This is a genomic window from Methanolobus sp. ZRKC3 (assembly GCF_045291275.1).
In the GTDB taxonomy this organism is placed as follows: Archaea; Halobacteriota; Methanosarcinia; order Methanosarcinales; family Methanosarcinaceae; genus Methanolobus.
Genome location: NZ_CP146982.1, coordinates 1225007 through 1249741, shown reverse-complemented (window position 1 = coordinate 1249741; position 24735 = coordinate 1225007). Strand labels below are relative to the sequence as shown.

The 24735-nt window shown below is 41.6% G+C and carries 27 protein-coding genes; 21 read left to right on the top strand and 6 right to left on the bottom strand.

The features are described from left to right. The first annotated feature begins 3 nt into the window (after positions 1–3). From cdhC to acsC, 4 genes are read left to right on the top strand one after another with little or no spacing between them, the layout of a single operon-like run. Complete coding sequence (gene cdhC, locus V7O66_RS06270; protein ID WP_406662272.1) at positions 4–1413, top strand: CO dehydrogenase/CO-methylating acetyl-CoA synthase complex subunit beta; 1410 nt, start codon at positions 4–6, stop codon at positions 1411–1413. Between the two features lie 11 nt (positions 1414–1424). Then, positions 1425–2177: an AAA family ATPase gene (locus V7O66_RS06265; RefSeq protein WP_406662270.1), complete on the top strand. Its 753-nt coding sequence runs from the start codon at positions 1425–1427 to the stop codon at positions 2175–2177. A gap of 28 nt (positions 2178–2205) precedes the next feature. Then, positions 2206–3534: a CO dehydrogenase/acetyl-CoA synthase subunit delta gene (gene cdhD / locus V7O66_RS06260; protein ID WP_406662268.1), complete on the top strand. Its 1329-nt coding sequence runs from the start codon at positions 2206–2208 to the stop codon at positions 3532–3534. A gap of 3 nt (positions 3535–3537) precedes the next feature. Then, on the top strand, positions 3538–4947 hold the full coding sequence (gene acsC / locus V7O66_RS06255) for an acetyl-CoA decarbonylase/synthase complex subunit gamma (RefSeq protein WP_406662266.1): 1410 nt from the start codon (positions 3538–3540) through the stop codon (positions 4945–4947). Between the two features lie 289 nt (positions 4948–5236). Here the strand turns inward: acsC and V7O66_RS06250 are convergent, their stop codons facing one another. From V7O66_RS06250 to V7O66_RS06240, 3 genes are read right to left on the bottom strand one after another with little or no spacing between them, the layout of a single operon-like run. After that, positions 5237–5416, bottom strand: a complete 180-nt coding sequence (locus V7O66_RS06250) for a hypothetical protein (protein WP_406662264.1) — start codon at positions 5414–5416, stop codon at positions 5237–5239. After that, the gene (locus tag V7O66_RS06245) at positions 5407–5574 is read right to left on the bottom strand and encodes a hypothetical protein (protein ID WP_406662262.1); all 168 of its coding nucleotides are present in this window, start codon (positions 5572–5574) and stop codon (positions 5407–5409) included. The genes V7O66_RS06250 and V7O66_RS06245 overlap by 10 nt, the downstream gene beginning before the upstream one ends. A 33-nt stretch (positions 5575–5607) precedes the next feature. Next, a complete protein-coding gene (locus V7O66_RS06240) occupies positions 5608–5757 on the bottom strand; it encodes a hypothetical protein (RefSeq protein WP_406662260.1) in 150 nt (49 codons plus the stop codon). A gap of 237 nt (positions 5758–5994) precedes the next feature. Here V7O66_RS06240 and V7O66_RS06235 point away from each other — a divergent pair, with 237 nt between their 5' ends. Together V7O66_RS06235 and V7O66_RS06230 are read left to right on the top strand one after the other, a co-directional pair. Next, positions 5995–7113 carry an FIST signal transduction protein gene (locus V7O66_RS06235; RefSeq protein WP_406662258.1) on the top strand — a complete coding sequence of 373 codons (1119 nt, stop codon included), beginning with the start codon at positions 5995–5997 and terminating at the stop codon, positions 7111–7113. Then, positions 7103–8782: a PAS domain-containing sensor histidine kinase gene (locus V7O66_RS06230; protein ID WP_406662256.1), complete on the top strand. Its 1680-nt coding sequence runs from the start codon at positions 7103–7105 to the stop codon at positions 8780–8782. Before V7O66_RS06235 ends, V7O66_RS06230 begins: the two co-directional genes overlap by 11 nt. Positions 8783–8792: 10 nt before the next feature. Here the strand turns inward: V7O66_RS06230 and V7O66_RS06225 are convergent, their stop codons facing one another. Next, positions 8793–9152, bottom strand: a complete 360-nt coding sequence (locus V7O66_RS06225; RefSeq protein ID WP_406662254.1) for a TfoX/Sxy family protein — start codon at positions 9150–9152, stop codon at positions 8793–8795. 71 nt (positions 9153–9223) lie between these two features. Between V7O66_RS06225 and V7O66_RS06220 the strand changes: the two genes are divergently transcribed. The 7 genes from V7O66_RS06220 to V7O66_RS06190 all read left to right on the top strand — a co-directional run bounded on the left by V7O66_RS06220 (position 9224) and on the right by V7O66_RS06190 (position 16463). Beyond that, a complete protein-coding gene (locus V7O66_RS06220; protein WP_406662252.1) occupies positions 9224–10282 on the top strand; it encodes a DUF362 domain-containing protein in 1059 nt (352 codons plus the stop codon). 69 nt (positions 10283–10351) lie between these two features. Beyond that, positions 10352–11419 (top strand): 60S ribosomal export protein NMD3, encoded by a 1068-nt coding sequence (locus V7O66_RS06215; protein WP_406662250.1) that lies wholly within the window; start codon positions 10352–10354, stop codon positions 11417–11419. A 13-nt stretch (positions 11420–11432) separates the two neighbouring features. Further along, a complete protein-coding gene (locus V7O66_RS06210; RefSeq protein WP_406662248.1) occupies positions 11433–12605 on the top strand; it encodes an ATP-grasp domain-containing protein in 1173 nt (390 codons plus the stop codon). Positions 12606–12703: 98 nt separating this feature from the next. Then, entirely contained in the window at positions 12704–13198 is a 495-nt protein-coding gene (locus V7O66_RS06205; RefSeq protein WP_406662246.1) for a transcription factor, read from the top strand. A 4-nt stretch (positions 13199–13202) separates the two neighbouring features. Continuing rightward, positions 13203–13709, top strand: a complete 507-nt coding sequence (locus tag V7O66_RS06200) for an HDIG domain-containing metalloprotein (RefSeq protein ID WP_406662244.1) — start codon at positions 13203–13205, stop codon at positions 13707–13709. 113 nt (positions 13710–13822) lie between these two features. Then, positions 13823–14452 carry an archaeal proteasome endopeptidase complex subunit beta gene (gene psmB, locus V7O66_RS06195; RefSeq protein ID WP_406662242.1) on the top strand — a complete coding sequence of 210 codons (630 nt, stop codon included), beginning with the start codon at positions 13823–13825 and terminating at the stop codon, positions 14450–14452. Positions 14453–14552: 100 nt separating this feature from the next. Next, on the top strand, positions 14553–16463 hold the full coding sequence (locus V7O66_RS06190; RefSeq protein WP_406662240.1) for a beta-CASP ribonuclease aCPSF1: 1911 nt from the start codon (positions 14553–14555) through the stop codon (positions 16461–16463). A 29-nt stretch (positions 16464–16492) separates the two neighbouring features. On the opposite strand, the gene V7O66_RS06185 is transcribed toward V7O66_RS06190, so the two are convergent. Then, positions 16493–17155, bottom strand: coding sequence for an HAD family hydrolase (locus tag V7O66_RS06185; RefSeq protein WP_406662238.1), 663 nt, complete (start codon positions 17153–17155; stop codon positions 16493–16495). 98 nt (positions 17156–17253) lie between these two features. Here V7O66_RS06185 and V7O66_RS06180 point away from each other — a divergent pair, with 98 nt between their 5' ends. Beyond that, positions 17254–17472, top strand: a complete 219-nt coding sequence (locus V7O66_RS06180; protein ID WP_406662236.1) for a hypothetical protein — start codon at positions 17254–17256, stop codon at positions 17470–17472. 63 nt (positions 17473–17535) lie between these two features. On the opposite strand, the gene V7O66_RS06175 is transcribed toward V7O66_RS06180, so the two are convergent. Continuing rightward, entirely contained in the window at positions 17536–18498 is a 963-nt protein-coding gene (locus tag V7O66_RS06175; protein WP_406662234.1) for a hypothetical protein, read from the bottom strand. 122 nt (positions 18499–18620) lie between these two features. Here V7O66_RS06175 and mbhE point away from each other — a divergent pair, with 122 nt between their 5' ends. From mbhE to mnhG, 7 genes are read left to right on the top strand one after another with little or no spacing between them, the layout of a single operon-like run. Then, the gene (mbhE, locus tag V7O66_RS06170) at positions 18621–20990 is read left to right on the top strand and encodes a hydrogen gas-evolving membrane-bound hydrogenase subunit E (protein ID WP_406662232.1); all 2370 of its coding nucleotides are present in this window, start codon (positions 18621–18623) and stop codon (positions 20988–20990) included. Then, positions 20987–21403, top strand: a complete 417-nt coding sequence (locus tag V7O66_RS06165; protein ID WP_406662230.1) for a monovalent cation/H+ antiporter subunit B — start codon at positions 20987–20989, stop codon at positions 21401–21403. The genes mbhE and V7O66_RS06165 overlap by 4 nt, the downstream gene beginning before the upstream one ends. After that, positions 21400–21819: an NADH-quinone oxidoreductase subunit K gene (locus V7O66_RS06160; RefSeq protein WP_406662228.1), complete on the top strand. Its 420-nt coding sequence runs from the start codon at positions 21400–21402 to the stop codon at positions 21817–21819. Before V7O66_RS06165 ends, V7O66_RS06160 begins: the two co-directional genes overlap by 4 nt. Beyond that, positions 21819–23360 carry a proton-conducting transporter membrane subunit gene (locus tag V7O66_RS06155; protein WP_406662226.1) on the top strand — a complete coding sequence of 514 codons (1542 nt, stop codon included), beginning with the start codon at positions 21819–21821 and terminating at the stop codon, positions 23358–23360. The genes V7O66_RS06160 and V7O66_RS06155 overlap by 1 nt, the downstream gene beginning before the upstream one ends. Next, positions 23357–23851: a Na+/H+ antiporter subunit E gene (locus V7O66_RS06150; protein ID WP_406662224.1), complete on the top strand. Its 495-nt coding sequence runs from the start codon at positions 23357–23359 to the stop codon at positions 23849–23851. Before V7O66_RS06155 ends, V7O66_RS06150 begins: the two co-directional genes overlap by 4 nt. Beyond that, on the top strand, positions 23848–24114 hold the full coding sequence (locus V7O66_RS06145) for a cation:proton antiporter (RefSeq protein ID WP_406662222.1): 267 nt from the start codon (positions 23848–23850) through the stop codon (positions 24112–24114). Before V7O66_RS06150 ends, V7O66_RS06145 begins: the two co-directional genes overlap by 4 nt. Then, on the top strand, positions 24111–24464 hold the full coding sequence (mnhG, locus tag V7O66_RS06140) for a monovalent cation/H(+) antiporter subunit G (RefSeq protein ID WP_406662220.1): 354 nt from the start codon (positions 24111–24113) through the stop codon (positions 24462–24464). The genes V7O66_RS06145 and mnhG overlap by 4 nt, the downstream gene beginning before the upstream one ends. Positions 24465–24735 lie beyond the last annotated feature (271 nt).

The window sequence follows — 24735 nt, the reverse complement described above, 5'->3', positions numbered from 1 at the left end:
ACTATGGCAAATGAATTCCCTTTTGAGATCTCTCCTATGTTTGAAGGAGAAAGAATTAGGAAAGACGGCATGTATGTCGAACTTGCAGGTCCGAAATCCGTTGGTTTTGAGGTTGTAAGAGCAGCAGACATGGACGATGTTGAAGATGGAAAGTTCACACTTATAGGACCAGATCTCTCTGACATGGAAGAAGGATCTAGATATCCTTTTGCAATGGTCTACAAGATCGCAGGAGAACTTGTAGAAGCTGACCTTGAGTCCATCGTTGAAAGAAGGAACCACGAATTCCAGAACTACATTCAGGGTATGATGCACCTGAACCAGAGGGACGATGTCTGGGTAAGAGTAGGAAAGGAAGCTGTGGACAAGGGCTTAACTTCATTAGAGCACGTTGCACAAGCTATCATGATGCTCTTTAAGAATGAACTTCCATTCATAGAGAAAGTAGAAGCTACCTACATCACAGATGAAGCTGAGATCGAGAAAGAGATCGAAAGTGTCAGAGCGATATACACTGGAAGGGACGCGAGGACGCGTGACCTTCATGATGAAGATGTCGATACATTCTACGGATGTTCACTCTGTGCATCATTTGCACCTACCAGTGTCTGTGTCATTTCACCTGACAGAATAGCACTTTGTGGTGCTATCAACTGGTTTGATGGAAGGGCTGCAGCAAAGGTCGATCCTGAAGGACCCCAGTTCGCAATTCCAAAAGGTGATGTAATTGATGCTGAATCCGGTGAGTACACCGGTGTCAATGAAACTGCAGAAAGACTTTCAAGCGGTGAATATGACCGTATCAAGCTTCACTCATTCCTGGAATATCCACATACCTCATGTGGTTGCTTTGAAGTGGTAGGATATTACATTCCTGAAGTCGATGGTATCGGCTGGGTAGACAGAGACTTTGCAGGTACAGCACCAAACGGTCTGCAGTTCTCAACAATGGCAGGTCAGACTGGTGGTGGAAAGCAGGTTGTCGGTTTCCTCGGAATCGGTATAAACTACTTCCGTTCACCAAAGTTCATCCAGGCCGATGGTGGCTGGGACAGAGTTGTCTGGATGCCAAAGATGCTTAAGGACAAGGTATCAGAAGATATTCCTGATTACATCCGTGACATGATCGCAACCGAAGAGGATGCAGCAGACATTGACTCACTCAGGAACTTCCTTAAAGAGAAGAACCACCCAATACTCGAAAGATGGGTGGAGGAAGAAGAGGAAGCTGAGGAAGAAGAAGCACCTGCAGCACCACAGGCAGGATTTGCAGCTCCACAGATGATGCAGATGCCAACAAACTTCGCACCATCCGGACCTATGATAGGCGGCGGTGGATCTGGTGGTGTAAAGGTGATACTCAAGAACGCAAAGATCAGTGTTGACAGAGTGATCATCAAGAAAATGGACTAAAGGGGCTTTCTGTGGCTAAAATTATTGCAGTAACAGGAAAAGGCGGAACAGGGAAGACTGCTACAACAACTCTTCTCATTCGCCACCTTACCAGAACCAATAAAGTTGTCCTTGCAGTGGATGCTGATCCGGACACTAACCTTCCAGAGACTCTTGGTTGTGAAGTAAACCGCACTGTTGGGGACATCAAGCAGTTCATGCAGGATGAACGCGACAACATGCCACTTGACAGTAACAAGGAATCCATACTCAAGTCAAAACTCTATGAGATACTTGAGGAGATGCCCGGTTATGATCTGGTGGTCATGGGAAGGCCTGAAGGTTCTGGGTGTTACTGTTATGTGAACAACCTGCTTCGCGGGATCATGGATAAGCTCGTAAACAATTACGATGTCCTTATCATTGATACTGAAGCGGGGCTGGAACACTTCAGCAGGAAGATCTTCCGCAATGTCGATGATCTGGTGGTTGTTACAGATGGTTCGCGCAGAGGAATGCGTACTGCAGAACGAATAAAGGATCTGGTAGGTGAACTCGAAACAGATGTATCGAACATCTATGTTATTGCAAATAAAGTCACAGATACAAATCGTGAAGTAATTGCTGAAACAGCAGGGGAGCTCGGCCTGGAACTTATTGGTATGGTGCCAGTTGATGAGATGATCGCGGAGAGGGATCTTGCAGGTGAGCCATTGTTCGATCTTCCGGATGATTCCGTTGCTGTTCAGGAAATTGAAAAGATAGCAGGCAAATTAGGTTTGTAATTCATATTATTATACAGGTGGAATGCACATGACGAAGAAAGTAAAGTTAGCGCAACTGACTGATATGTTGCAGGACCTTAACGTCGAAGCACTTGAAGGTGTTACGATCGAAGGTGACATTGAACTGGACATCAGCGGTGGTGGAGGTCTCAATCCGGCACTCGCATACGCCATAGGTGGCGAGATATCCCAGATATCCTTACACATGGCGAACATAGGAAGGATACTTGGATTCCCGGCTGAGCAGTTGTTCGCATCTGCTTTTGGAATGGGCGCAATGCCAGAAGGTACTCCTGCTCTTGGAGCAGCTCCAAGACCATCTGAACTTCTCGCTTCAAAGTTCGATGTATCAAAGATAGATAACTGGAAGAATAAGATCCAGGAAGTCACCATTGGTGCAACAGCAGCAGATGGAGGTTCCAGAAAGAGCACTGTCACAATTGGTGGAGAGAACGCGCTTCCATACTATTTCGATGCTGAAATGCCACACCGAAATCACTTTACAATGGATGTTTTCGACATGCCTATCGGAATGGCAAAGTCTGTTAAGTCCAATTATGAAGATGTTATTAATGACCCTGCAGAATGGGCAAAGAAAGTTGTTCGTGATTTCAATGCAGATATGGTAACAATTCACCTTATTTCTACTGACCCGCTCATCCACGACACATCGGCAAGGGATGCTGCAAAGGTTGTAGAAGATGTGCTTCAGGCAGTAGACGTACCAATCGTTATTGGTGGATCAGGTAACCCTGAGAAAGACCCTGAAGTTCTTGAAAAGGCTGCTGAAGTATCTGAAGGTGAGCGTGTATTGCTTGCATCTGCCAGCTTGAACCTTGACTATGAAAGAATTGCAAAGGCAGCTATTGACTACGGTCACGTTGTACTTTCATGGACACAACTGGAGATCAATGCACAGAAGGAACTTAACAGAAAACTCATGAAACAATGTGGCGTCCCAAGAGACAGCATTGTTATGGACCCAACAACCGCAGCACTCGGATATGGTCTCGACTACGCATACACCAACATGGAACGTATCAGACTTGCAGGTCTTATGGGCGATGATGAACTCACATTCCCAATGTCCTCCGGTACAACCAATGCATGGGGAGCTCGTGAAGCATGGATGGTCGGATCCCCACTTAACCAGGATTCTGACTGGGGACCAAGAGAATATCGTGGACCTATATGGGAAATTATCACAGGTCTTTCACTTTCACTTGCAGGTAACGATATGTTCATGATGATGCACCCAACATCCGTTCAGGTCATGAAAGAAATTACAGGAATGCTCTACGGTTCTATTGAGGCAGACGAGATAGACATTACAAACTGGATCGGAGCGGAGGTGTGATAAATGAAAATTAACAGCCCCCTTGAAGCTTACAAATTCTTACCGGCTACAAACTGTGGTGAATGTGGCGAACAGACATGTATGGCTTTTGCAGCTCACCTCATTGACAGGTCATTGAAACTAGAAGATTGTAAGCCAATACTCGTAGACAAGTTCAAGAAAAAGTATGATGAACTTACCGCACTTCTCGCACCGGAGATCAGAGAAGTTGAGATTGGTGTTGGAGACAAGATCGTAAAGATAGGTGGAGATGATGTACTTTACCGTCACAAACTTACATTCTTCAACCAGAATGCATTAGCATATGATGTTTGGGACACAATGGAAGAAGCAGATCTTGTTGAGAGAGTTAACAAGATTCAGGACTTTAGAAAATTCTATATCGGTGACTTCCTGTTAGTAGATATGGTAGCTGTAAGGTCAACATCAGATGACCCTGCTAAATTTGCAGCAGCTGTCAAGAAAGTTGCAGAAACAACTGATCTTCCTTTGATACTTTGTTCATTCAACCCTGAAGTACTCAAAGCAGGTCTTGAGGTTACAAAGGATAGAAACCCACTTATCTACGCAGCAAACAAGGACAACTGGCAGCAGGTAGCTGATCTTGTTCTGGAATATGATGTTCCTGTAACACTTTTCTCACCAAATGACCTTGATACTCTCAAGTCAATGGCAATGACCTTTGCCGAAATGGGTACTGAAAAGATCGTGCTCGATCCTGGTACATATCCAACCGGAAAACAGCTAAAGGAAACATTCAACAACTTCATTAAGATACGTAGGGCAGGTATTGATGGCGATCGTGACATCGCATATCCTATAATGGCAGTTCCATTTACAGCATGGATGGCACACGATGATCCTGTAGATGCATCATACTGGGAAACCGTTGTATCTTCAGTGTTCACCATCAGGTACGGAGACATAATGATTCTCCACGGCACAGAGCCATACGCAATGCTTCCGGAACTTCACATTCGTGATACCATCTACACTGATCCAAGAAAGCCTGTTGCAGTTGACCCTGCTATGTACAAGGTAGGAAACCCAACCGCAGATTCACCGGTACTTGTTACAACCAATTTCGCTCTGACATACTACACAGTAGAGAGTGACCTTGATTCCAACAAGATAGACTGCTTCCTATGGGCAATCGATACCGATGGACTTGGTGTAGAAGCTGCTGTTGCAGGTGGACAACTGACCGGTGCAATGGTCAAGAAAGCTATCGAGGATTCCGGATTTGATATGAAGAAGGACACCACACATAACACTATAGTTCTCCCAGGACTTGCAGCACGTCTGCAGGGTGATGTGGAAGATGAAACAGGTGCAAATGTGCTTGTAGGTCCTGCTGACTCCGGAAGAATACCTGGATGGATGGAAAAGAACTGGCCACCACAGAACAAATAATTTTTCTTTATTCCGTGCCAAATGGCACGGAAATAACTTTCTTTTTTGTAGTTGTCGTTTTATGGTATGTAGAAACTATCATACAATAAATCCTGATTTTTCATTCAAGATTTTCCTGTAAGAAAGTCTAAGGTCCATACTCTTGATGTGAATTATTTATGAGTTATTTGATTCTGCTGCAAAAGCCAGCCATGAAAAAATTAACAACTGAAAAAAAGTGAACATAACTGCATATGTTGGCAGTTTTGTCAATTTATTAAGAAAAAATGTTTTTTAAGAGGATAATACTCTAAAAACCACATTCATCTATGGTTATTTCCTGAATATATTCTGAACTTACATCCACAGATACTTTTGTTTCCAGATATTTCAGGTATTCACATTTTCCTGTTTCCCGCTGTATGATACAATTAGTACAGTAAGTTTCTTTATTCTCTCTGGAATAGCCGATCTGCTCTATTATACACATGCTCCCACTCCATCATTGTTGATCTTTATGGTTACCATATCCTTGGCAGAAGTAATTCTGCCGCAGAGGTTGCAATAGTAGAAAACATTTGAGCCAATAAGTTGCCTCTTCAGGTCGATACCACAATATTCACAAGATAAGTCACTTACTGTATTCACACTACCTTCTCCCAAATTCCTGAGCCAAACCCACTATTTGGCATTAATCCCACCAATCATGAACCTGATCAGATCAAGTTCATCCTGGCATTGTACTTTTTCATAGCGACCATTTACAATTATTTTAAAGTCACTTTCTACTTTATTATTGTATGTATCAATACATTTTTCAATGTTTCGCATTGTTTTGCTCCAATTTCATTCGACAATGTAAATATTGGACTGTGCATATACATATTTAATCCAAATATTATATTTAGTTGCCTTGATAATATATAGAATATATACTATTGCTCTTTACTCATCGCAAATATGGTGGTTCATTGTTGTATGAAATGAAAAGTGCATTAAAGTAACATTTACGCAATTACTTATATAAGTAACCTCTATTAAAGTAAGTAAAGAAAACCGGTGATTTTCATGTACGTCAGTAACGCAGCTGCAGAGAACCTTGTTGAAGATATCAAAATGATGGCAGTCTCTAGTAGTGAAACCGTAATGATACTTATTGGCGAAGAAAGCCCTACAGATATTGATAGCCTCATTGAACAATTAAATGAACTGGATATTGATTTTTTTGGAGGCATATTCCCGGGACTCATTCATAAAACAGATATGCGCAGATCTGGCGCAGTTATTCAAAAGTTCCCTTACATCCAGAAACCACTTATCATAAGAGATCTGGATACAGATGGTTTTTTAATGCCTGAATTTAGTGAAGGTCTACTGGATATTAACACAAAATACACTGTTATGATACTAACTGATGGTCTGACAGGTAACATATCACTTTTACTTTCCAGAATATCGAACCAACTGGGTAATTCATTCAATTATATAGGGGGAGGGGCAGGTTTTTCTTCATTTGAAAGGGAAGCCTGTGTATTCACAGGAGCGGGTTTTTTCAAAGACGCAGCAGTTATTGTTCCTATAAAAATGGAGACCGAGCTTGGGGTGGGGCATGGTTTTGAACTGCTTATAGGTCCTCTTGTTATAACAAAAGCCAGTCAGAACAAAGTAGAGGAACTTAACTGGAAAAATGCCTTTGAAGTTTATGGGAGCTTGATAGAAACTGCCACAAACAATGAGGTTTCAATTGATGGTTTAAGGAAGGAGCCAAAATTATTTCCTCTTGGGATCCACTGCAAAGGCAATGAGGACATTGCCCGGGAAGTCATAGCAGTGAACAACAATAGCGAATTGGTTTGTGTAGGTTCAATTCCTGAAAATGCAATTGTCAATATACTGCATGGGACAAAAACAGGGCTTTTAAATGAATCGTCCAGGGCAGCTATCAGTGCCATGACAACAAATAAAGCATCAAGAAATGATCTTATCATAGAATGTATTAGCAGGAAAATGATCCTGAAAGATGAAATGAATATGGAACTGGAATCCATCAATGATATCCTTGTATCTGTGGATGAAAAAAATATTCCTGAAGGTGTGGTTTCCCTTGGAGAGATCTCCTCCTATGGTGAAGGGGTGCTCGAGTACTTCAATGAGACTGTAGTTATAGGCCGTTTCCATGACAAGTAATATTAATTGCCAGATAATTAACGATATCTCTCTCCTTTATGAGCTTTCGCTATCAATTGGCACTACGCTTGAACTGGAAAAAAACTGTGATGCTTTTATAAGTAAACTATTACTGCGTGAAAATCTGGCATTTGCGTCTGTCTGGCTCGATAAGGGATCATCTCACTCTGAAGCTGATTGCATAACTCTTGCTTATGCAAATCCAAAATTCCGTGTTGATAGAACAAAGATCCAACGTTCGAATATTCTGTTTTCACTCATCAAAAATGGGAAACCAGTTTCTGTAAGTTCGAATGAAGATATTTTCAAAGAGATTATATTTGAAAAAAAAATAGACAAGGGCACTTTCTTCATTTTTCCGTTAGAAGAAGTCGGATTTTTGAAAATTTACTCAATTGATCCAGAATCTGATGAAATGTTTCTGAACAAACTGAAAAATGTGATTTCCAAATTTGCAATTTCCATTAAAGCATGTATACTTCATGAACGCACATTACAAGAGATAGAAGATAGAAAAATAATAGAAAGCAAATTACGTATCAGCAAAAAGCGCTTTGAAGATATGGCTGAAATGTTGCCTGCAGCAATATATGAGTCTGATCTGCATGGAAATATAACATACCTGAACAAAAATGGATTTGACCTGCTTGAATATTCTGTTGATGACATTGATACAGGAATAAATCTGGTAGATATTGTTTCTCGGGAAAATAGGGGAGAACTGGGACATCGGCTTGAAAAACTTAGATGTGGCAATGAACTAAATCCTACAGAATATCAGTTGATCACGAAAAACGGGTATACTCTCAATGTAATAATTGCTTCTACAACTATAGGTGAAGGTGAAGTCATTGGAATGCGAGGATTTATTCTGGATATTACCGAAAGAAAAGGTATGGAAAATTCACTAATTGACGCAAAGATTGTTGCAGCAGCCAATAGAGCGAAGAGTGAGTTTTTGACAAATATGAGTCATGAGCTCAGAACGCCTCTCAATGCAATTCTTGGTTTTTCTGATGTACTTAGAAACGAAAGCTTTGAAAGTCTAACTGGAATCCAAGCTAAGTATGTGGATAATATCCATGTTAGTGGGAAAAGACTTTCTGATGTTGTCAATGGGATGTTAGGTGTTTTCACGCTGGAAACTCAAAATACTGATCTGAGTTATGAGTACTTTGATGTGATGAAAGCAATCGTTGAAGTGGTGGATGCAATAAACCCAGCCAGAACAAGGGAAAACATCAACCTGGATGTGAGTACCGATCCTCTTGTTGACAAAATGTATGCTGACAGAAGAAAGTTCAAGCAAATTCTATACAATTTACTTTCTCACTTTATCCGGTTTGCCGATAAAGGAAGCCGTATTAAAATTGATCTGACCATCATTTCTAACATGCTAAAAGTATCAATAAGGGATCCAGGTACGATTCTCTCTGAGGTCGATAAGAACATTATTTGTGAAAGGTTCTTACAGATAAATCTGGTAGATTCGGATGATTGCAGTGAAGAAGAACTGAGTTTTTTAGTTACCAAAAAATTCATAGAATTGCACGAAGGATATATTGGTTTAAATGATGTAGGTGGTGAAGGTATCGCATTTATCTTCTATCTGCCACTAAATGGCAAGGAAATCTCCTGTGTTCAAACAGCGATCTGTGAGCAAGCATAATTTAAAATGATTATTTTTTCGTTTTCTTCTTTTCTTTTAAGGGAAGTGTGGCTACGTAATCATAAGAAATGTTTAGCCACTTATCAAGCTCTTTTTTATTGTCATAGACATCTGGGGGGAGAATAATGTATTCCTTCATCCTGCGGCCCATGGGTTCAAAAGGTGCTGTTTCATCGTGTTTCTCAAAGAGTTTCTTCTGGTCTTCTGGTGTCAGTCTAAGCATGAAGCCATCGCCATGCACACCAGCATACATGTTCCTGTTAACAAAATAAACAGGACATCCAAACATTTTTCTTGGTTCTACTAACCTGCCATCCATAGACTCTTCCAGGACGGAGATCAATTCATCAGACGGTTTCTTCCATGCCATACTATAAAATATACATAATGCAAACATATAACTAATTACAGGCCTGGATTTGGGCCAAGGATGAACGTAACATGAGTGAAGTTTATTTTACACCTGCAGAAGAGATTGGTCCTGAAAATACACAAGTTGACCAGATAGTTGCCCTGTTCCCGAAGATGTCCCCTGTAAGAAAAGGGGATATTGTTGCAATTAAGATACACCCTGGGGAATATGGGAATACCACTTATGTACGTCCGATAATCGTAAAGACTGTGGTCGATATGGTGAAGGCTGCAGGGGGAATACCTTTTGTCACTGATACCACAGTATTGTACAGAAGCAGAAGATTCAATGCAGTAGAAGTAATTGAAACTGCCGCAGCAAATGGATTTACACATGCTAGCATGGGCGCCCCCATTATATGTGCAGACGGACTTCATGGGGATGATAGCGTTACGGTAGAACTGGGGGGAGAACGGCTCAAGGATATAACTGTTGCTTCAGTCATCGCAGCAGCAGATTCAATGATTGTGATATCTCATTGCAAAGGACATCCTGCTTCAGGATTTGGCGGAGCTATCAAGAATCTTGGAATGGGATGTCTGGACAAAGCAGGGAAAGCAAAAGTACATGCACCGGGGATACCTGAAGTAGACGCTGAGAAATGTGTAGGTTGCGGGGCATGTGTGAAGTATTGTCCGTGGGATGTTATTAACCTTGAAAGCGGAAAAGCCATTATTGATAAGAGTAAATGCAAAGGCGAAACGGCATGTATGACTGCTTGTAAGTATGCTGCAATTGCTTCACCTGCGGGTTATTTTAAACCATTGCAGGAGCTACTCGGGGAAGCTTCCATGGGTCCTGTAAAGGCACTTGGTTCAAGGATCGGATACATCAACTGGATATTTGACCTGACTCCGGGATGTGACTGCTTTAATTTTTCGGCACCTGTATTTGCCGGAGATGTTGGTATACTTGCATCAAAGGATCCTGTTGCTATAGACAAGGCAAGTATAGACCTTATAAATAAGAAGATGCATAATGAGAACAGTGGAACCATTGATGATGTGTGGGGTGTTGACCCGGTAATTCATGTGGACCACGCTGCAAAAATTGGTGCTGGAAGCCTGAAATATACTTTGATGCAATAAGCACCCTGGCAGGAATCTCCTGTCCAATTATTTTCATAGTAATTTACCAATCCAGGAAACTAATAAACAATGAAAAATACTATTTGTCCCAAGTGTGGGAATGAGACACAAGAACTTTATGATGGTCGGTGTAAGGACTGTTTCTTTGAAAACTTTAAACTTGCAGAATTACCTCTTGTCCTGCATGCAAAGATATGTGCAACTTGCGGTGCGCGTTTTAACAAGAACAAATGGGCTAATACGGGCAGCATCGAAGATATTGTGTTCAATACTATTGAAGATGCATTGTTCATTCATGACAGGGCCGAGGACATAGAGATCTATTTTGAGCCAAGGCAATTATCACCTCATATGTATCGTGTGAAAGTAGAGATAAATGCAAGCGTAATGGGCATGCCTCTACATCAGAAACTGAAAACCGAAGTGCGTATCACAAGGGAGGCATGTGATGCATGCAGCAGGATATCAGGGGGTTATTTCGAGGCCATTATTCAGATACGGGCTACAAATCGTCAGCCCAGTCCCGAAGAGATACAAAAATGCATGCGAATAACTAATGAAGTCCTTGAACGAATGCACAAGAAAGGGGACCGATTTGCCTTTATTTCAAATAGTGCAGAAGACAAGGATGGACTTGATATTTATGTAGGCTCTACCAACGCCAGCCGTCATATTTGCAAAGAAATCGAATCATACCTGGGGGGTAGTTTTTCCGAATCACCCACACTTTTTGGGAGAAAGGAAGGAAAAGATGTCTATAGGAACACCTTTTCCATGAGACTTCCCGAATTCTCGGCAGGTGACATCATTGAACTGAGGGACAGGGTAATTGAGGTCCGGAAATTCGGAAAGAATGTAACTGGTACGGACCTTCTCAATGGGTCACGATTCCTGGCTCCTCCTGATGAGGTAAAAGGGGCAACCTTGATCGCAAAAAGAAGCACTGCAGCAAATGCAGTACTGGTTGCAATTGAAAATAACGAGTTGATGGTGCTTGATCCTGATACATTTGAAACAGTAACTATAAAGAAACCGGTTCTCTTAAGCGCAAAAGCGGGTGATGAGATAGCTGTGGTCAAGACATCTCATGGACTAATAGCACTACCTGAAGAAGTCTCGAGAAAAAACAACCTTTGAGCCTTTAGTCATTATGAAGAACATACTTGTGATCGGATTCAGTACCCGTAATGTTGTCTGCTCGGGAAAACGGGCTGGCTACAACATGTACGCCCTGGATGCATTCTGTGACCATGACCTGAATGAGTGCGCAGATGCTGCCATACAGTTTGACATCGAAGATGGATTCGATGTAAAAAGCATAAAGGTAGAAGAAATACTACAACTGATCGAGGAATTCGGAGTCGATTTTGATGCTATCATTCCAGGATCTGGATTTGAGACCATAGAGATCCCGAATTGCAAGTATCCGATCTTGCGTAATGATGTTGCTACAATGCAAAAAGTTACGGACAAATCCATTTTTGCAAATGTCCTTGAAACTATGGGTTTTCCACATCCTCTGAAATTTTCTCTGGACGGGGGAATGGGAATTGATTATCCTGTAATGGTAAAACCTGTTTGTGGCGGTGGCGGTATATTCAACAGGGTCATCCAAAACAGGGATGAACTGGACTCTTATTTGGATTTTCTTGAGGGTGGGGAGATACCATTATCAAAAAAAGACATGTTAATACAGGAATATCTGGAAGGCATACCTGCAAGTGTTTCTGTAATTTCTACAAAAGATGCTGCTCACTCAGTGGCTGTCAATGAGCAACTTATAGGTATTCCCTGGCTAACAGATATGCCATTTGCGTTTTGTGGGAACATTACACCTTTTGAGAGTCCATATACTGGCAGGATGAAGGAACTTGCCGAGGAATTAATACTGAAAATAGGGTTGATAGGTTCTAATGGTGTTGATTTCCTGGTCACTGAAAAAGGTCCTGTCATCTTAGAGGTAAATGCTCGATTCCAGGGAAGTCTGGATACAGTGGAACTGGCAAGCAAAATTAATATTTTTGATGCGCACATGAAAGCTTTTGAGGGACAGATAAGCATACCGGACTCTCCTGTTTGTCAATATGCCGGCAGGGCAGTCCTGTATGGAAACAGGGAAGTTGAGATCACTGAAGAGATACGGGGAAGAATACTAAAGAAAAGAAGTGCTGATGTCCCTAATTGCGGTCATGTCAGTTGTGCAAATGAGCCAATAACCTCAGTTCTTGCAACAGGGGGCACAAGGGAGGAGGTCGTAAATGAACTTAAAAACAGCGCTATGTTTATACATGAATCCTTAGATGTAAATAGGCCCTGGGGATAATATCATTAGGTTTTACGATAATATTTGTAACATGCATTTTTACCAAAAATTAATATTTCAATACATTACATTAAACATATATTTCATGAGGTGAGGTTTTGATAGATATAAATGATCCGGTTGTCAGTGGATATCTCGTTCGGCTTGCAGGTGAAGAAGGAGTGGAAATGATTAAGAATATGCCTGAAGGCGAAGTTACTGACGAACAGATAGCTGAGTCAACAGGAATACTTCTCAATATCGTAAGAAGGACTCTTTTTATTCTCAATGAGAACAAACTTGCAGTCTGCAGGCGGGAACGTGATTCCAGTAGTGGTTGGTTAACTTACCTATGGACTCTCGATCTGGAGGACATTGGACCACAGCTTATGAAAGAAAAGAAAAAGATTGTCAGAAACCTGAAGACACGCCTTGAGTTTGAAGATAATAATGTGTTTTACATCTGCCCTGAAGGCTGCAACCGTATGAATTTTAGCAAGGCAACTGAATGTGAATTCCTCTGCCCTGACTGTGGGGAGGATATGATGTTCGATGATAATTCAAAATTAACTGAAAAAATGAAAAAGCGTATCATTGAAATTGAAACTGAATAATTATATGATATCTCGAAAAAGATCTTTACAGATACTTGAAGAAGCAGGATGCAGTAAAGGCGTAATAGAACACTGCATTGCTGTTTCAGAGCTTGCGACAGAGATTGGAAATAAGCTTGCGGACGATGGCATTGAAATTGATCTTGCACTGGTTGAGATTGGTGGATTACTGCATGATATAGGAAGGTCGAAGACCCATAGTATCAGGCACGCCGTAGAGGGTGCAAATATCGCAAGAAAACTGCAGATCGATGCATCAATAGCAGAGATCATAAAAAGGCATATCGGTGCGGGAATAACAATTGATGAAATTTTGAAGTTTGACCTTCCTGAAGATAATTACATGCCTGAAACAATAGAAGAGAAAGTAGTTGCACATGCGGATAATCTTATCAAAGGTACTGAAAGAATATCCCTTGAAGAACGTATCTCTCTCATGGTAAATGGCAAGATCGATGGTAAAGCTATCAAAAGGGTCAGGGCACTTGCGGAAGATATTGGATTTTATTAAACTCAAGGGATACATATATATATAAAAATCCCTAATGGGTAACTGTGTGCAATTGATTGCATATAACATTTTTATCATTTTAATTTCTCATTTTCTAGTTATGAGGTATAACTGTGACTGATGACAAGCATTTAAAAGGTACAACAACTGTAGGGATAGTGTGCAATGATGGCGTTGTTCTTGCAACTGAACAGCGTGCAACAATGGGGAATTTTATTGCAAGTAAGACCGCAAAGAAGATCTACCAGGTAGATGACCTTGTGGCAATGACCACCGCAGGTTCTGTTGGCGATGCACAACAGATTGTAAGGATGATAAGTGTCGAATCAAAACTTTACAAGATGAGACGGAAGGAATCTGTTACTATTAAAGGGCTTACAACTTTGCTTTCAAATATATTGAGCGGACAGAGATATTATCCACTAATGGTCCAGCTTCTTGTGGGCGGATATGACAAGAACGGTCCTGCTATGTATTCACTTGATGCAATGGGCGGAAGTATCGAAGAAACGAAAGCTGTTGCAACCGGTTCCGGTTCACCAATGGCATACGGTGTACTTGAGGACAGATATGTGGAAAGTATGAACACCGATGAAGGTGTGGAACTTGCCGTAAGAGCACTTCACAATGCAATGAAGAGAGATTCTGCATCTGGTGAAGGGATTGATGTAGTAGTTATTAAAAAAGATTCTTACAGAAGACTTGACATGGAAGATGTGAAGAAAATGAGGGAAGGGCTATAATAGTTCCCCCTTCCTCTTGATTCATATTAAGCATAATTTTAAAAATGTTTATTATTTTTAACAACTCATATTTTTACTTTTTTACAGGAAGGCTGTTTTAATGGCGGTAGAAGAAGTACTATCTGATCTTAAGAAAAAAATCGAAGATAAATTGCCTGCTGGCACCACTATTTCTAATGTTGAATTTGAAGGCCCACAGCTTGTTGTTTATACTGAAGAACCGAAGAAATTTGCGGATAATGGCAATATAGTCAGGGGTCTGGCAAAGGCCTTGAGAACTCGTATTGTTGTACGTCCTGATCCAAGGGTGTTGATGCCACCTGAAGAATCCATCACAAAAATAGAAGAAACTGTTCCATCCGAGTCTGGCGTTTCTAATTTTCATTTTGACCTTGATGTAGGTGAAGTCATTATAGAGGCTGAAAAGCCGGGACTCGTTATCGGCAAACATGGAGAGACATTAAGAGAGATCACAAAGAAGATCGGATGGACTCCAAAGGTCGTTAGAACTCCACCTATCAAGTCACGGACAGTCAAGAACATCCGTGAATTCATGCGTACCAATCATAAGGAAAGGAAGGATATTCTCAAAGGCGTAGGAAGAAAAATACATCGAGGATGTACTTCCAAGGACGAATGGGTAAGGGTTACATCCCTCGGAGGGGCAAGAGAAGTAGGGCGTAGCTGTTTCATCATTTCCACACCAGAATCAAGGATAATGATCGACTGTGGTGTCAATGTTGCTTCTGAAGACAATATGACTCCTTACCTCTATGTTCCCGAGGCATTCCCCATCAACCAGATCGATGCTGTGGTGCTGACGCATGCTCACCTTGACCACCAGGGACTCGTTCCGCTTCTTTATAAATATGGATTCGAGGGGCCTGTATACTGTACGCCTCCAACACGCGATCTTATGGCTCTTCTGCAGCTTGACTATATAGATGTAGCTGCAAAAGAAGGAAAAAGACCGCCTTATTCTTCAGCAGATGTAAGAGAAGTGTTGAAACATACCATAACTCTTGACTTTGAGGAAGTTACTGACATTGCACCTGATGTTAAGCTGACATTCCATAATGCAGGACATATTATTGGTTCTTCTGTATCTCATTTCCATATTGGTGACGGACTCCACAATGTTGTAATCACTGGGGATTTCAAGTATGAGAAGACAAGATTGTTCGATCCTGCTGTTAATAAGTTCCCACGTGTTGAAAGTGTCATCATGGAATCAACCTACGGAAGCTCAAATGCTACGCAGCCATCACTCCAGGATGCTGAGAATCACCTCAAGCAGGTAGTGAATGAAACGCTGAGTCAGGATGGTGTAGTTCTTATTCCGGCCTTCGCGGTAGGTAGAAGTCAGGAAGTCATGATCGTTCTTGAGGATGCAATACGCAAGGGAGAAATACCAAATGTTCCTGTGTATCTTGACGGAATGATATGGGAAGCAACTGCAATCCATGCAACTTACCCTGAATATCTTAACAATGATCTGCGTAAATTGATCTTCCAGAAGGGACAAAATCCTTTCCTTGCGGAATGCTTCAAACCAGTGGACTCAAACGAACTGCGTAAGAAGATACTCGATGAACCGCAGCCATGTGTGATCCTTGCTACCTCAGGTATGATGAACGCAGGTCCTGTGATCGAATATTTCAAGAAATTTGCTGAAGATAACAAGAACACACTTGTTTTCGTTGGTTATCAGGCAGATGGAACTCTTGGAAGAAGGATCCAGAAGGGATGGAAGGAAATTCCGATATCAACAAGAGATGGAACTCATGTTGTCAGCATGAACATGAATGTGGAAGTTGTTGATGGTTTCTCTGGTCACTCTGACAGAAAACAATTGATGGACTATATCAAGAAGATGAAGCCAAGACCTGAAAGAGTTTTCACCGAACATGGTGATGAGAGGTCTTGCATCGATCTTGCAAGTTCCATTCATAAGAAGAATAAGCTTGAAACAAGAGCTTTGACAAATCTGGAAACTGTACGGTTAGTTTAACCGTACTACTATTCTTTTTTTAATCAACCTTATTCAATGCTAGATTCACTAGCTGCAAGTTTGTTCAGGTAATCTACAAGTGCACTGTGATCTTCAAGTAGCAGATCAGCTTCCTGAAGTTTTTCGGGAGCAAGGTAAGTCGGTACTACCACACAATACATACCGGCACTTTTTGCAGATATGACTCCAAGGGGCGCATTCTCAACCACAAGACAATCCCTGGCATCAAGACCAAGCATATCCGCAGCCTTCAGGTAGGGTTCTGGGTCTGGCTTCCCATGTTTCACGTCCTGACCTGAAACGATAACATCAAAAATATCCGGATAGAATTTATCCATCAGGCTTGTTACAATAGTCCTGTCTGCACCTGACGCAACGGCTAGCTTATAGTGACTTTTAAGATTTCCAAGGCACTCTTGCATATTTTCGAATACCAGTGATTTGTTATTCTTCATGAAATGGCTACGTTTCTTCTGAAGTAGATCTTCATACATTTCAGTATCTGGTACTCTTCCGGCTTTTTCGAATATGAGGTTTATAACACCAACATGGTTTGAGCCTTCGATCTCATATATCTCATCCTCTCTGACATTGATTCCCACAGTTTCAAATGCCTTTACCCATGCACTGGCGTGATAAGGCATTGAATCGACGAGTACACCATCTACATCAAATATGATCCCCTTTTTCATGAATCTATCATACTCTCCTTTAAATTAAACCTGTTTGTTCATGTGAAAGAATATGCAGAAGCAAAAAAGAATTTAAGGATTACTGATGATTGTTAATTATGGCTGAAAATGAGGGGAAGCAAGAATTTCGTGTGTGCAAAAAATGTGGATACCAGAGAGGTTTTCATGTGTATTTTAAAGAGATGTCAGAAGGGAATATGAGAATCGGGCTTATTTGTCCAAGCTGCGGGCAGAGTTATGATGTTGGCTGGGTGACATCGGATGTCAGTAGTATAGAACCGGAAGAGGGGGATAGTTATGGGGAAAAACGTCCCTGAAATCCTCTTAAAAAACCTTAATATCTAATAATTTTTCTTAAAACTCCCCTTAATATTCCTTCTCTATTTATTCTGTAATGCCGCCATCTTCTTTTTGACTTCCATTGCCTGCTGCTTGTACTTCTTATGCAGTGCTTTGAACTCCTGATCTGAGATTACCTTGTTCTTCCGGTCTTCCTCTGTCTGGAGTATTACTGCCAGCAAGGCTTCATAACGGTCTTCAAGGTCATGAATATCTGCATTCTTTTTTCTTTTTGAATAAAGAACGAAAACCAGAACTAAAGCGGTCACAGATACCAGAGCCAATACAAATATATTCTGAATATTTTTGGCGGATCCTTGTTCAACCGCTTTGTGAGTACTCACAAGAAGCACGTCAAAGTCAGGAGATGTCCATGTAAATGATACTGTGTTGGATTCATCTTTTATTTCATCTGCTTTCAATGCATTGCCTATAGCATCTGTCAGACTTACATGCACACCTTCAGGATAGTTGACTACAACTGCCAGTCTGGAGATTGGGTAAGATGTTTTTTCAGAGTCATGAAGAACTTTTGAGAAGGAATGGGAATAGGCATTCTTTCCATCTTCCAGCACATAGCTTATCTCATAAAGGGCAGGCATTGAAGATTGGTATAGACGTTCTGAATCATTGAAGTATAAAGCATCCTGATCCCTGAGGTATTCAATTTGCTTTGAGTCGGTCCCCATCATTTCGATACGTTTGAATGATGTTACTTCCGCTGTTTCAGGGATGTGAATGATCAGATTGTCCAAAGCTTCTTCTCCGCTGACGGAAAATACAATGGACTCCTGTACAAATATCGTACCTTCGTGGTTAAGATCAAGTTCTATCAGATGACTTGATTCGATGATCTGTTCCATGGAACTATTAAATGAGTCACTCCCATTGACATTATAGAATCCTGATGTGGAATTAATACTTATCAGCAAGCAAGAAAAGACAATTATTAATACAAGTGACCTGCAGATATTTGATTTCTTGAAACCTGTTCCTTTTTTCATGAATTAGACATCCATTTGGCTGCAAAGAAGAGCTATGGTGAGAATTCATCATCTTAGTATTTCACATTATTGTTTGTCGAGCTTCATTAATGATTTATAGCGGGAGTTAAATCTAAGCTTATATGGATCCTTTTACAATAATTGCCCTGGCAGTCTTTTTACCATTTGCACTGGCTTTCATGCTGCCGGTTGTTGGGAAAGTCCTGAAAGGCAACATAGGGTGGTACGCATTCTCTGTTGCTCTCCTGAGTTTCTTCCTAATCGCGTGGGTAGTTCCTGAAACAATTCGGACTGGGAGTATTCAGGGCTCATTAAGATGGATCCCTTCACTGGGTGTTAACCTATCCTTTTATGCAGACGGTCTCAGTATGATGTTTGGGCTGCTCGTTTCTGGAATAGGTGTAATGATACTGTTGTATTCCAATGGTTACATGTCAAAAAAAGAAGACCTTCCACGCTATTATCAGAATTTATTGCTCTTCATGGGATCCATGTTGGGAATGGTCTTTTCAGCTAACACCTTGCAATTGTTCATCTTCTGGGAACTCACAAGCATAACATCTTTCATGCTCATCGGGTACTGGAGGGATAAGCCTGCTTCTATATATGGTGCAACCAAATCCCTGTTGCTCACAGCCGGTGGCGGATTGTTCATGCTTGCAGGTTTCATCCTGCTTCGTTCAATGACAGGTTCCTTTGAACTAGCATCTCTGCTTCACGACCCAAGTGCAATAGCATCCATAAAAGCAGAGCCATTATTTCTCATCACACTTATATTGATAGTTATAGGTGCTGCAGCAAAATCCGCACAGGGTCCCTTCTATATCTGGCTTCCCAATGCAATGGAAGCACCCACTCCTGTTAGCGCCTTTTTACATTCCGCTACAATGGTGAAGGCAGGAATCTATATAATCGCCAGGATCCATCCAATCTTTTCCGGTACTGAAGCCTGGTTCATCCTTGTAAGCGGACTGGGAATATTCACCATGCTGATGGCAGGATTTTTGGCATTCAGACAAACTGATATCAAGGCAATACTTGCTTACTCTACAATAAGCCAGCTTGCCTATATGATGACAATGTATGGCTACACAACATATCACGAACCAGGTATTGGGGTTGTGGCAGCTACATTCCATCTTCTCAATCACGCAACCTTCAAAGCCTGTCTTTTCCTCGTTGCGGGTATTGTTGCTCATGAGGCGGCAACCCGGGATATACGTAAACTTGGGGGGCTGCGGAGGGAAATGCCTATTACCTTCATAATAGCCACAATAGCTGCACTTTCCATGGTGGGTATACCTCCTCTTAATGGTTTTTTGAGCAAGGAAATGTTCTATGAGACCGCCATAGAGATGGGTCATCTACTCGGGGGACCTTTCGCCTACCTCATACCAGCAGCAGCATTGCTTGCTGGTGTATTCACATTTGCATATTCGATAAAGTTCATTGACGGTATATTCCTGGGCAAGCGTCAGCATGGCCACCTTCCCGAACATGTGCATGACCCTTCATTTACAATGCTGGCTCCTGCAGGTATTCTGGCAATCCTTGTGATTCTCATAGGGCTCTTTCCCTCCATTGCAGTAGACTACATAATCGAACCAGCAGCTGAGGGGATACTGCTTGAAGACCTGGATCTTCATGTGGCATTATGGCATGGGTTCACAACACCCCTGTTTATGACGATCATCACTCTAATTATCGGTATTTTGGTATACTCTAAATATGACTCCATTGGCGCATGGCAGGATAGGGTAAACTTGCGTTATCCGTGGTTCAGTGTCAACTATGTCTATGACAGGGTGGTGGACGGAGCAATGGGGAAAAGTAAATCCTTTGCAGCTGTCATGCAGCCAGGTCCGGTAAAACCATATCTTGTTGCACTTATGCTACTGTTCATAACACTTGGAACAATTCCGATCTTCTTTGTAAAGGCCACACTGATCCCTGAAGATCTGAACTTTGATATCCCTGCATATGAAGGAATAGTCCTGGGACTCATAGTGGTAGCAGCTCTTGCTGCAGCTGTCCTAAGGAAATATCTGCAGGCAATCATAGCAGTTTCAGCAGTTGGATACCTCGTAAGTCTTATATTCATATATTTGCAGGCACCTGACCTTGCAATGACGCAGATCCTGGTGGAAACACTTACCACCATCATTTTCGTGCTGGTTATAGTAAAAGTGCCACAGACCTTCCGGGAAAAGATAACTGCATCCGTATTTGTAAGGGATCTGGTAATCTCGGCTGGAGTGGGTATTACGGTACTGATACTGTCACTGAATGTAACTCAGGGTATAGTGTCTCCGTTTGAATCTCTTTCATATTATTTCATAGAAAACAGCGTGCCTCTTGCAGCGGGTCACAATATTGTTAATGTCATACTGGTTGATTTCAGAGGATATGATACTCTGGGGGAAATAGTAGTACTCTGTCTTGCAGCATTGGGAGTTAACAACCTCATAAGGAGCGGAGTTGATAGAAAATGACAACACTTATCGCTAAAACTGTGACAAAGGCATGTGTGCCCATCACTATATTGTTCTCAATATCCCTCTTATTAGCAGGACACAATAACCCGGGGGGGGGATTTATTGGAGGGGTGATGTTTGCTTCGGCTATATCCCTAATGTACGTTGTCTTTGGCTTGAAGTACATCAGGTCTGCCTTTAAGCACCAATGGGAAAAATGGTTCGCTTTAGGTTTAATCCTGGCTGCATCTACAGGCTTTGGAGCTATTCTCTTTGGGCATAATTTCCTCAGAAGCTCATTCATGATATTAGACCTTCCATTTGTCGGAGAAATTGAACTGGTTTCAGCAGCCCTCTTTGACACAGGGGTGTACCTTGTGGTTCTTGGTAGCATCCTCCATATATTCAAAAGCACAGGTGATGACGAATGAACAATACAATGCTTTCCATAACCATAGCTTTACTTTTTGGAATTGGTACCTTCATGCTCCTTCGGAAGGACCTTATAAAAGTAGTCATTGGTATCACAATACTTTCCCATGCAGCGAACCTGCTCATAATCTCATCAGGTGTAAACAATGATGGGATAGCACCTATAATTGCCAGCGAGTCTGCTCAGCATTCATCAGGCATTATCTTCACCGATGATCTCGTAAATGGTATTCTTGCCCCGATAGTTCCTGAAGGTACGAAAATGCTATATGTTGATCCAATGGTACAGGCACTTACACTAACAGCGATAGTTATCAGTCTTGCAACAACTGCATTCCTTCTGATACTCTCATACCGTATCTACAAGGAGCATGGAACTACAGACATAAGCAAAGTAAGGAGTTTGAAAGGTTAATGGATATATATCATAACATCCCGATACTTCTGGTTGCAGTACCCATACTGTTCTCGGCCCTTACGATTTTTCTGAGGTCTACATTCAGGTTACAGAAGATACTCAATGCTACTGTATTTGCTGGTTTGTTCGCAATGAGCCTTGCACTTTTATTATATGTGTGGGAAAATGGTATTATTGTCTATGAAGTTGGAGAATGGGGCAAGTATGGTATAATACTTGTAGCTGATCTTCTGGGCTCGGGTATGGTAGTCCTCAGCTCCTTCATTTCCCTGATGGCAATGCTCTATGCACATGATTATATGCATAAGGACACAGCTCTTGACACAACCTTTTTCCCACTTTTCAACATAATGGTTGCAGGGCTCAATGGTATATTCCTCACAGGGGACCTGTTCAACCTATTCGTTTTCTTCGAGGTATTGGTAATGGCTTCCTGCGGACTTATAGTCCTGACCGGAAGGGGGGACCACACGAAAATGGTAGCTAAGGTAGAAGCCATTTTCAAGTATCTGATACTTAACATGTTTTCGATAATCCTGATGCTGACTGCCATAGCATCTTTGTATGCAACCGTGGGTACACTCAATATGGCAGACATCTCAGTCAAATTATCATATCTTAGTGAAAATGGCACCCTGCCCTGGCATATTCATGTCATCGCTTTGATGTTCATTGTTGTTTTCGGCTACAAGGCAGCGATGTTCCCTCTGCACTTCTGGCTTGCAGACGTGCATCCCTCGGCACCTGCACCTATCCACGCAATGCTTAGTGGTATGGTAATAAAGGTCGGTGTCTATGCCATGTTGAGGGTCCATTATCTGTTATTCCCGGATGTGCTGTTCTTAACCCGGCCAATCCTCATAGTGTTGTCACTCATAACCATCGTAGTGGGAGCAACTTCAGCCATAGGACAATATGACCTGAAAAGAATGCTGGCATATTCCAGTGTAAGCCAGATCGGCTATGTGCTGCTTGGGGTAGGTATGGGAACTGCTTATACAACAACAGCTGCCCTGGTATATCTTGTCAACCACGCAATGGCCAAATCCATGCTGTTCCTGACTACAGGTGAAACACTTTACCATGCGGGTACAAAGGATATACGAAAAATGGGTGGGTTCATTAGAACTGCTCCATTCCTTGGCGGAGTGTTCCTGATGGGTTCCATGTCAATTGCAGGACTTCCGCCCATGGGCGGGTTCATTGCAAAACTTGTGCTCTTCGATGCTGGCCTTGGTGCAGGTTTCTATATTCCAATCGCAATAGCTTTGGTATTTGCTATCTTTACACTATTTTATCTGTTCCGCACATGGCTGACCATTTTTTGGGGAGAGTTCAAGGAACCTGAGAATGAAGAGCTCTACTTGAGTCGTAATCCGACCACGCAGATCAAGATAGCCTTAATGTTGCTTGCATGTGCGGTGCTATTCTTTGGAGTGTATCCGGAACCCCTTTTAGCTCTTTCAACGGAGATAACGTCTCAACTGTTTGATCCGCAGCCATATATTGATGCAGTACTGGGAGGTAGTGTCAGATGAAAAAGTGTTTCATATATTCCATTGCACTTGGTTTTATCTGGTGCTTCGTAAGTGGTAACATAAGCCCGGGCAATTTTCTCATAGGAACGATATTAGGTTATTTGCTCCTCAGACCATTAAGGGTACTATATGATTTTGAAGCCCGGGATTCCCTTGTAGTAAGACTGCAACAGATACCAAAACAAATAAAATATTTTTCAAAACTCATTGTTGAAATCATAAAAGCAAGTATTGCTGTTGCAAAGATAATCATTCAACCGAATATCGATATAAAACCCGGGATCATATCTGTTCCAATAAGTGCTAAGACAAATGTAGGGATAACTGCAATTGCAAATACTATCACTCTTACGCCAGGGACCTTAACGATCGATGTTTCAGATGATAGATCAACTCTTTATGTGCACTGCATTGATATCGATGATTCGGATAAGGTACGTGATTCTATAAGGGAAGAACTTGAAGAATATGTACTGGAGGCTTTTGAATGAACATTGGCATACTTCACGTAGCATTGGTTTTCATGGCATTGGCAATAATCCCATGTATATATCGTATAATGAAAGGACCCAGCATTCCGGACCGCGTGGTCGGATTGGATGCCATGACTACTGTGATAGTGGTGATGCTTGGTGTTTACTCCTTTGTACAGGAGTCTGTGTTCTTTCTGGACGTAGCTCTGGCACTTTCCATCATATCATTTGTCGGAACAGTTGCTATTGCCAGGTATCTCGATGAAGGGGTGGTATTTTGAGTTACTTCAGTTTTATACAGGATGCTATCAGCATTTTCTTTTTCACTGTGGGGACGGTCTTCGTGTTTCTTGGAATGCTTGGCCTTCTGAGGTTACCGGATGTTTACAATCGCCTTCATGCAACGACAAAGATAGCAATACTTGGAGCTTTCGGGGTTATGCTTGGCATCGTTGTAAAAGTAGGTCTGAACTCCATGGGAATAAAAGCTATTACAGTAGGACTCTTTCTGATGCTGACATCACCAATTGCAGCTCATATGATCAGTCGTGCTGCTCACAGGCACGGTGTGGGACTTTGCAAGGAATCTATTGTGGATGAGTATGGGCAGAGTTACGCAAAAAAGGATTAGCCGAAGTAAAAAACAGGATTATAAAAATAATTATTAAAGATAAATTATGGGATAAGTTGTATATACAGATAATATGTGTATAATATTACAATTTCTCCTAACTATCTAACCCCGTAAATCTTGTGAGCGGGTTGGGGAGTGGGGGTTAGTGTGGGAGTGGGGGTTAAAAATAGACCCGCTCACTAACGCACTAAAAGGCACTATACTATATAAGATTTGTCTTTTCTTTTATTCAAAATACAGGATGAGTATATGGATCCGTCAAACTATT

What these genes read in the sequence shown, in the direction of transcription:
- cdhC (WP_406662272.1), top strand. Translation starts at nt 4, where the DNA reads ATGGCAAATGAATTCCCTTTTGAGATCTCTCCTATGTTTGAAGGAGAA.
- cdhD (WP_406662268.1), top strand. Translation starts at nt 2,206, where the DNA reads ATGACGAAGAAAGTAAAGTTAGCGCAACTGACTGATATGTTGCAGGAC.
- acsC (WP_406662266.1), top strand. Translation starts at nt 3,538, where the DNA reads ATGAAAATTAACAGCCCCCTTGAAGCTTACAAATTCTTACCGGCTACA.
- V7O66_RS06250 (WP_406662264.1), bottom strand. Translation starts at nt 5,416, where the DNA reads ATGTGTATAATAGAGCAGATCGGCTATTCCAGAGAGAATAAAGAAACT.
- V7O66_RS06240 (WP_406662260.1), bottom strand. Translation starts at nt 5,757, where the DNA reads ATGCGAAACATTGAAAAATGTATTGATACATACAATAATAAAGTAGAA.
- V7O66_RS06235 (WP_406662258.1), top strand. Translation starts at nt 5,995, where the DNA reads ATGTACGTCAGTAACGCAGCTGCAGAGAACCTTGTTGAAGATATCAAA.
- V7O66_RS06230 (WP_406662256.1), top strand. Translation starts at nt 7,103, where the DNA reads ATGACAAGTAATATTAATTGCCAGATAATTAACGATATCTCTCTCCTT.
- V7O66_RS06225 (WP_406662254.1), bottom strand. Translation starts at nt 9,152, where the DNA reads ATGGCATGGAAGAAACCGTCTGATGAATTGATCTCCGTCCTGGAAGAG.
- V7O66_RS06220 (WP_406662252.1), top strand. Translation starts at nt 9,224, where the DNA reads ATGAGTGAAGTTTATTTTACACCTGCAGAAGAGATTGGTCCTGAAAAT.
- V7O66_RS06215 (WP_406662250.1), top strand. Translation starts at nt 10,352, where the DNA reads ATGAAAAATACTATTTGTCCCAAGTGTGGGAATGAGACACAAGAACTT.
- V7O66_RS06210 (WP_406662248.1), top strand. Translation starts at nt 11,433, where the DNA reads ATGAAGAACATACTTGTGATCGGATTCAGTACCCGTAATGTTGTCTGC.
- V7O66_RS06200 (WP_406662244.1), top strand. Translation starts at nt 13,203, where the DNA reads ATGATATCTCGAAAAAGATCTTTACAGATACTTGAAGAAGCAGGATGC.
- V7O66_RS06190 (WP_406662240.1), top strand. Translation starts at nt 14,553, where the DNA reads ATGGCGGTAGAAGAAGTACTATCTGATCTTAAGAAAAAAATCGAAGAT.
- V7O66_RS06185 (WP_406662238.1), bottom strand. Translation starts at nt 17,155, where the DNA reads ATGAAAAAGGGGATCATATTTGATGTAGATGGTGTACTCGTCGATTCA.
- V7O66_RS06180 (WP_406662236.1), top strand. Translation starts at nt 17,254, where the DNA reads ATGGCTGAAAATGAGGGGAAGCAAGAATTTCGTGTGTGCAAAAAATGT.
- V7O66_RS06175 (WP_406662234.1), bottom strand. Translation starts at nt 18,498, where the DNA reads ATGAAAAAAGGAACAGGTTTCAAGAAATCAAATATCTGCAGGTCACTT.
- mbhE (WP_406662232.1), top strand. Translation starts at nt 18,621, where the DNA reads ATGGATCCTTTTACAATAATTGCCCTGGCAGTCTTTTTACCATTTGCA.
- V7O66_RS06165 (WP_406662230.1), top strand. Translation starts at nt 20,987, where the DNA reads ATGACAACACTTATCGCTAAAACTGTGACAAAGGCATGTGTGCCCATC.
- V7O66_RS06160 (WP_406662228.1), top strand. Translation starts at nt 21,400, where the DNA reads ATGAACAATACAATGCTTTCCATAACCATAGCTTTACTTTTTGGAATT.
- V7O66_RS06155 (WP_406662226.1), top strand. Translation starts at nt 21,819, where the DNA reads ATGGATATATATCATAACATCCCGATACTTCTGGTTGCAGTACCCATA.
- V7O66_RS06150 (WP_406662224.1), top strand. Translation starts at nt 23,357, where the DNA reads ATGAAAAAGTGTTTCATATATTCCATTGCACTTGGTTTTATCTGGTGC.
- V7O66_RS06145 (WP_406662222.1), top strand. Translation starts at nt 23,848, where the DNA reads ATGAACATTGGCATACTTCACGTAGCATTGGTTTTCATGGCATTGGCA.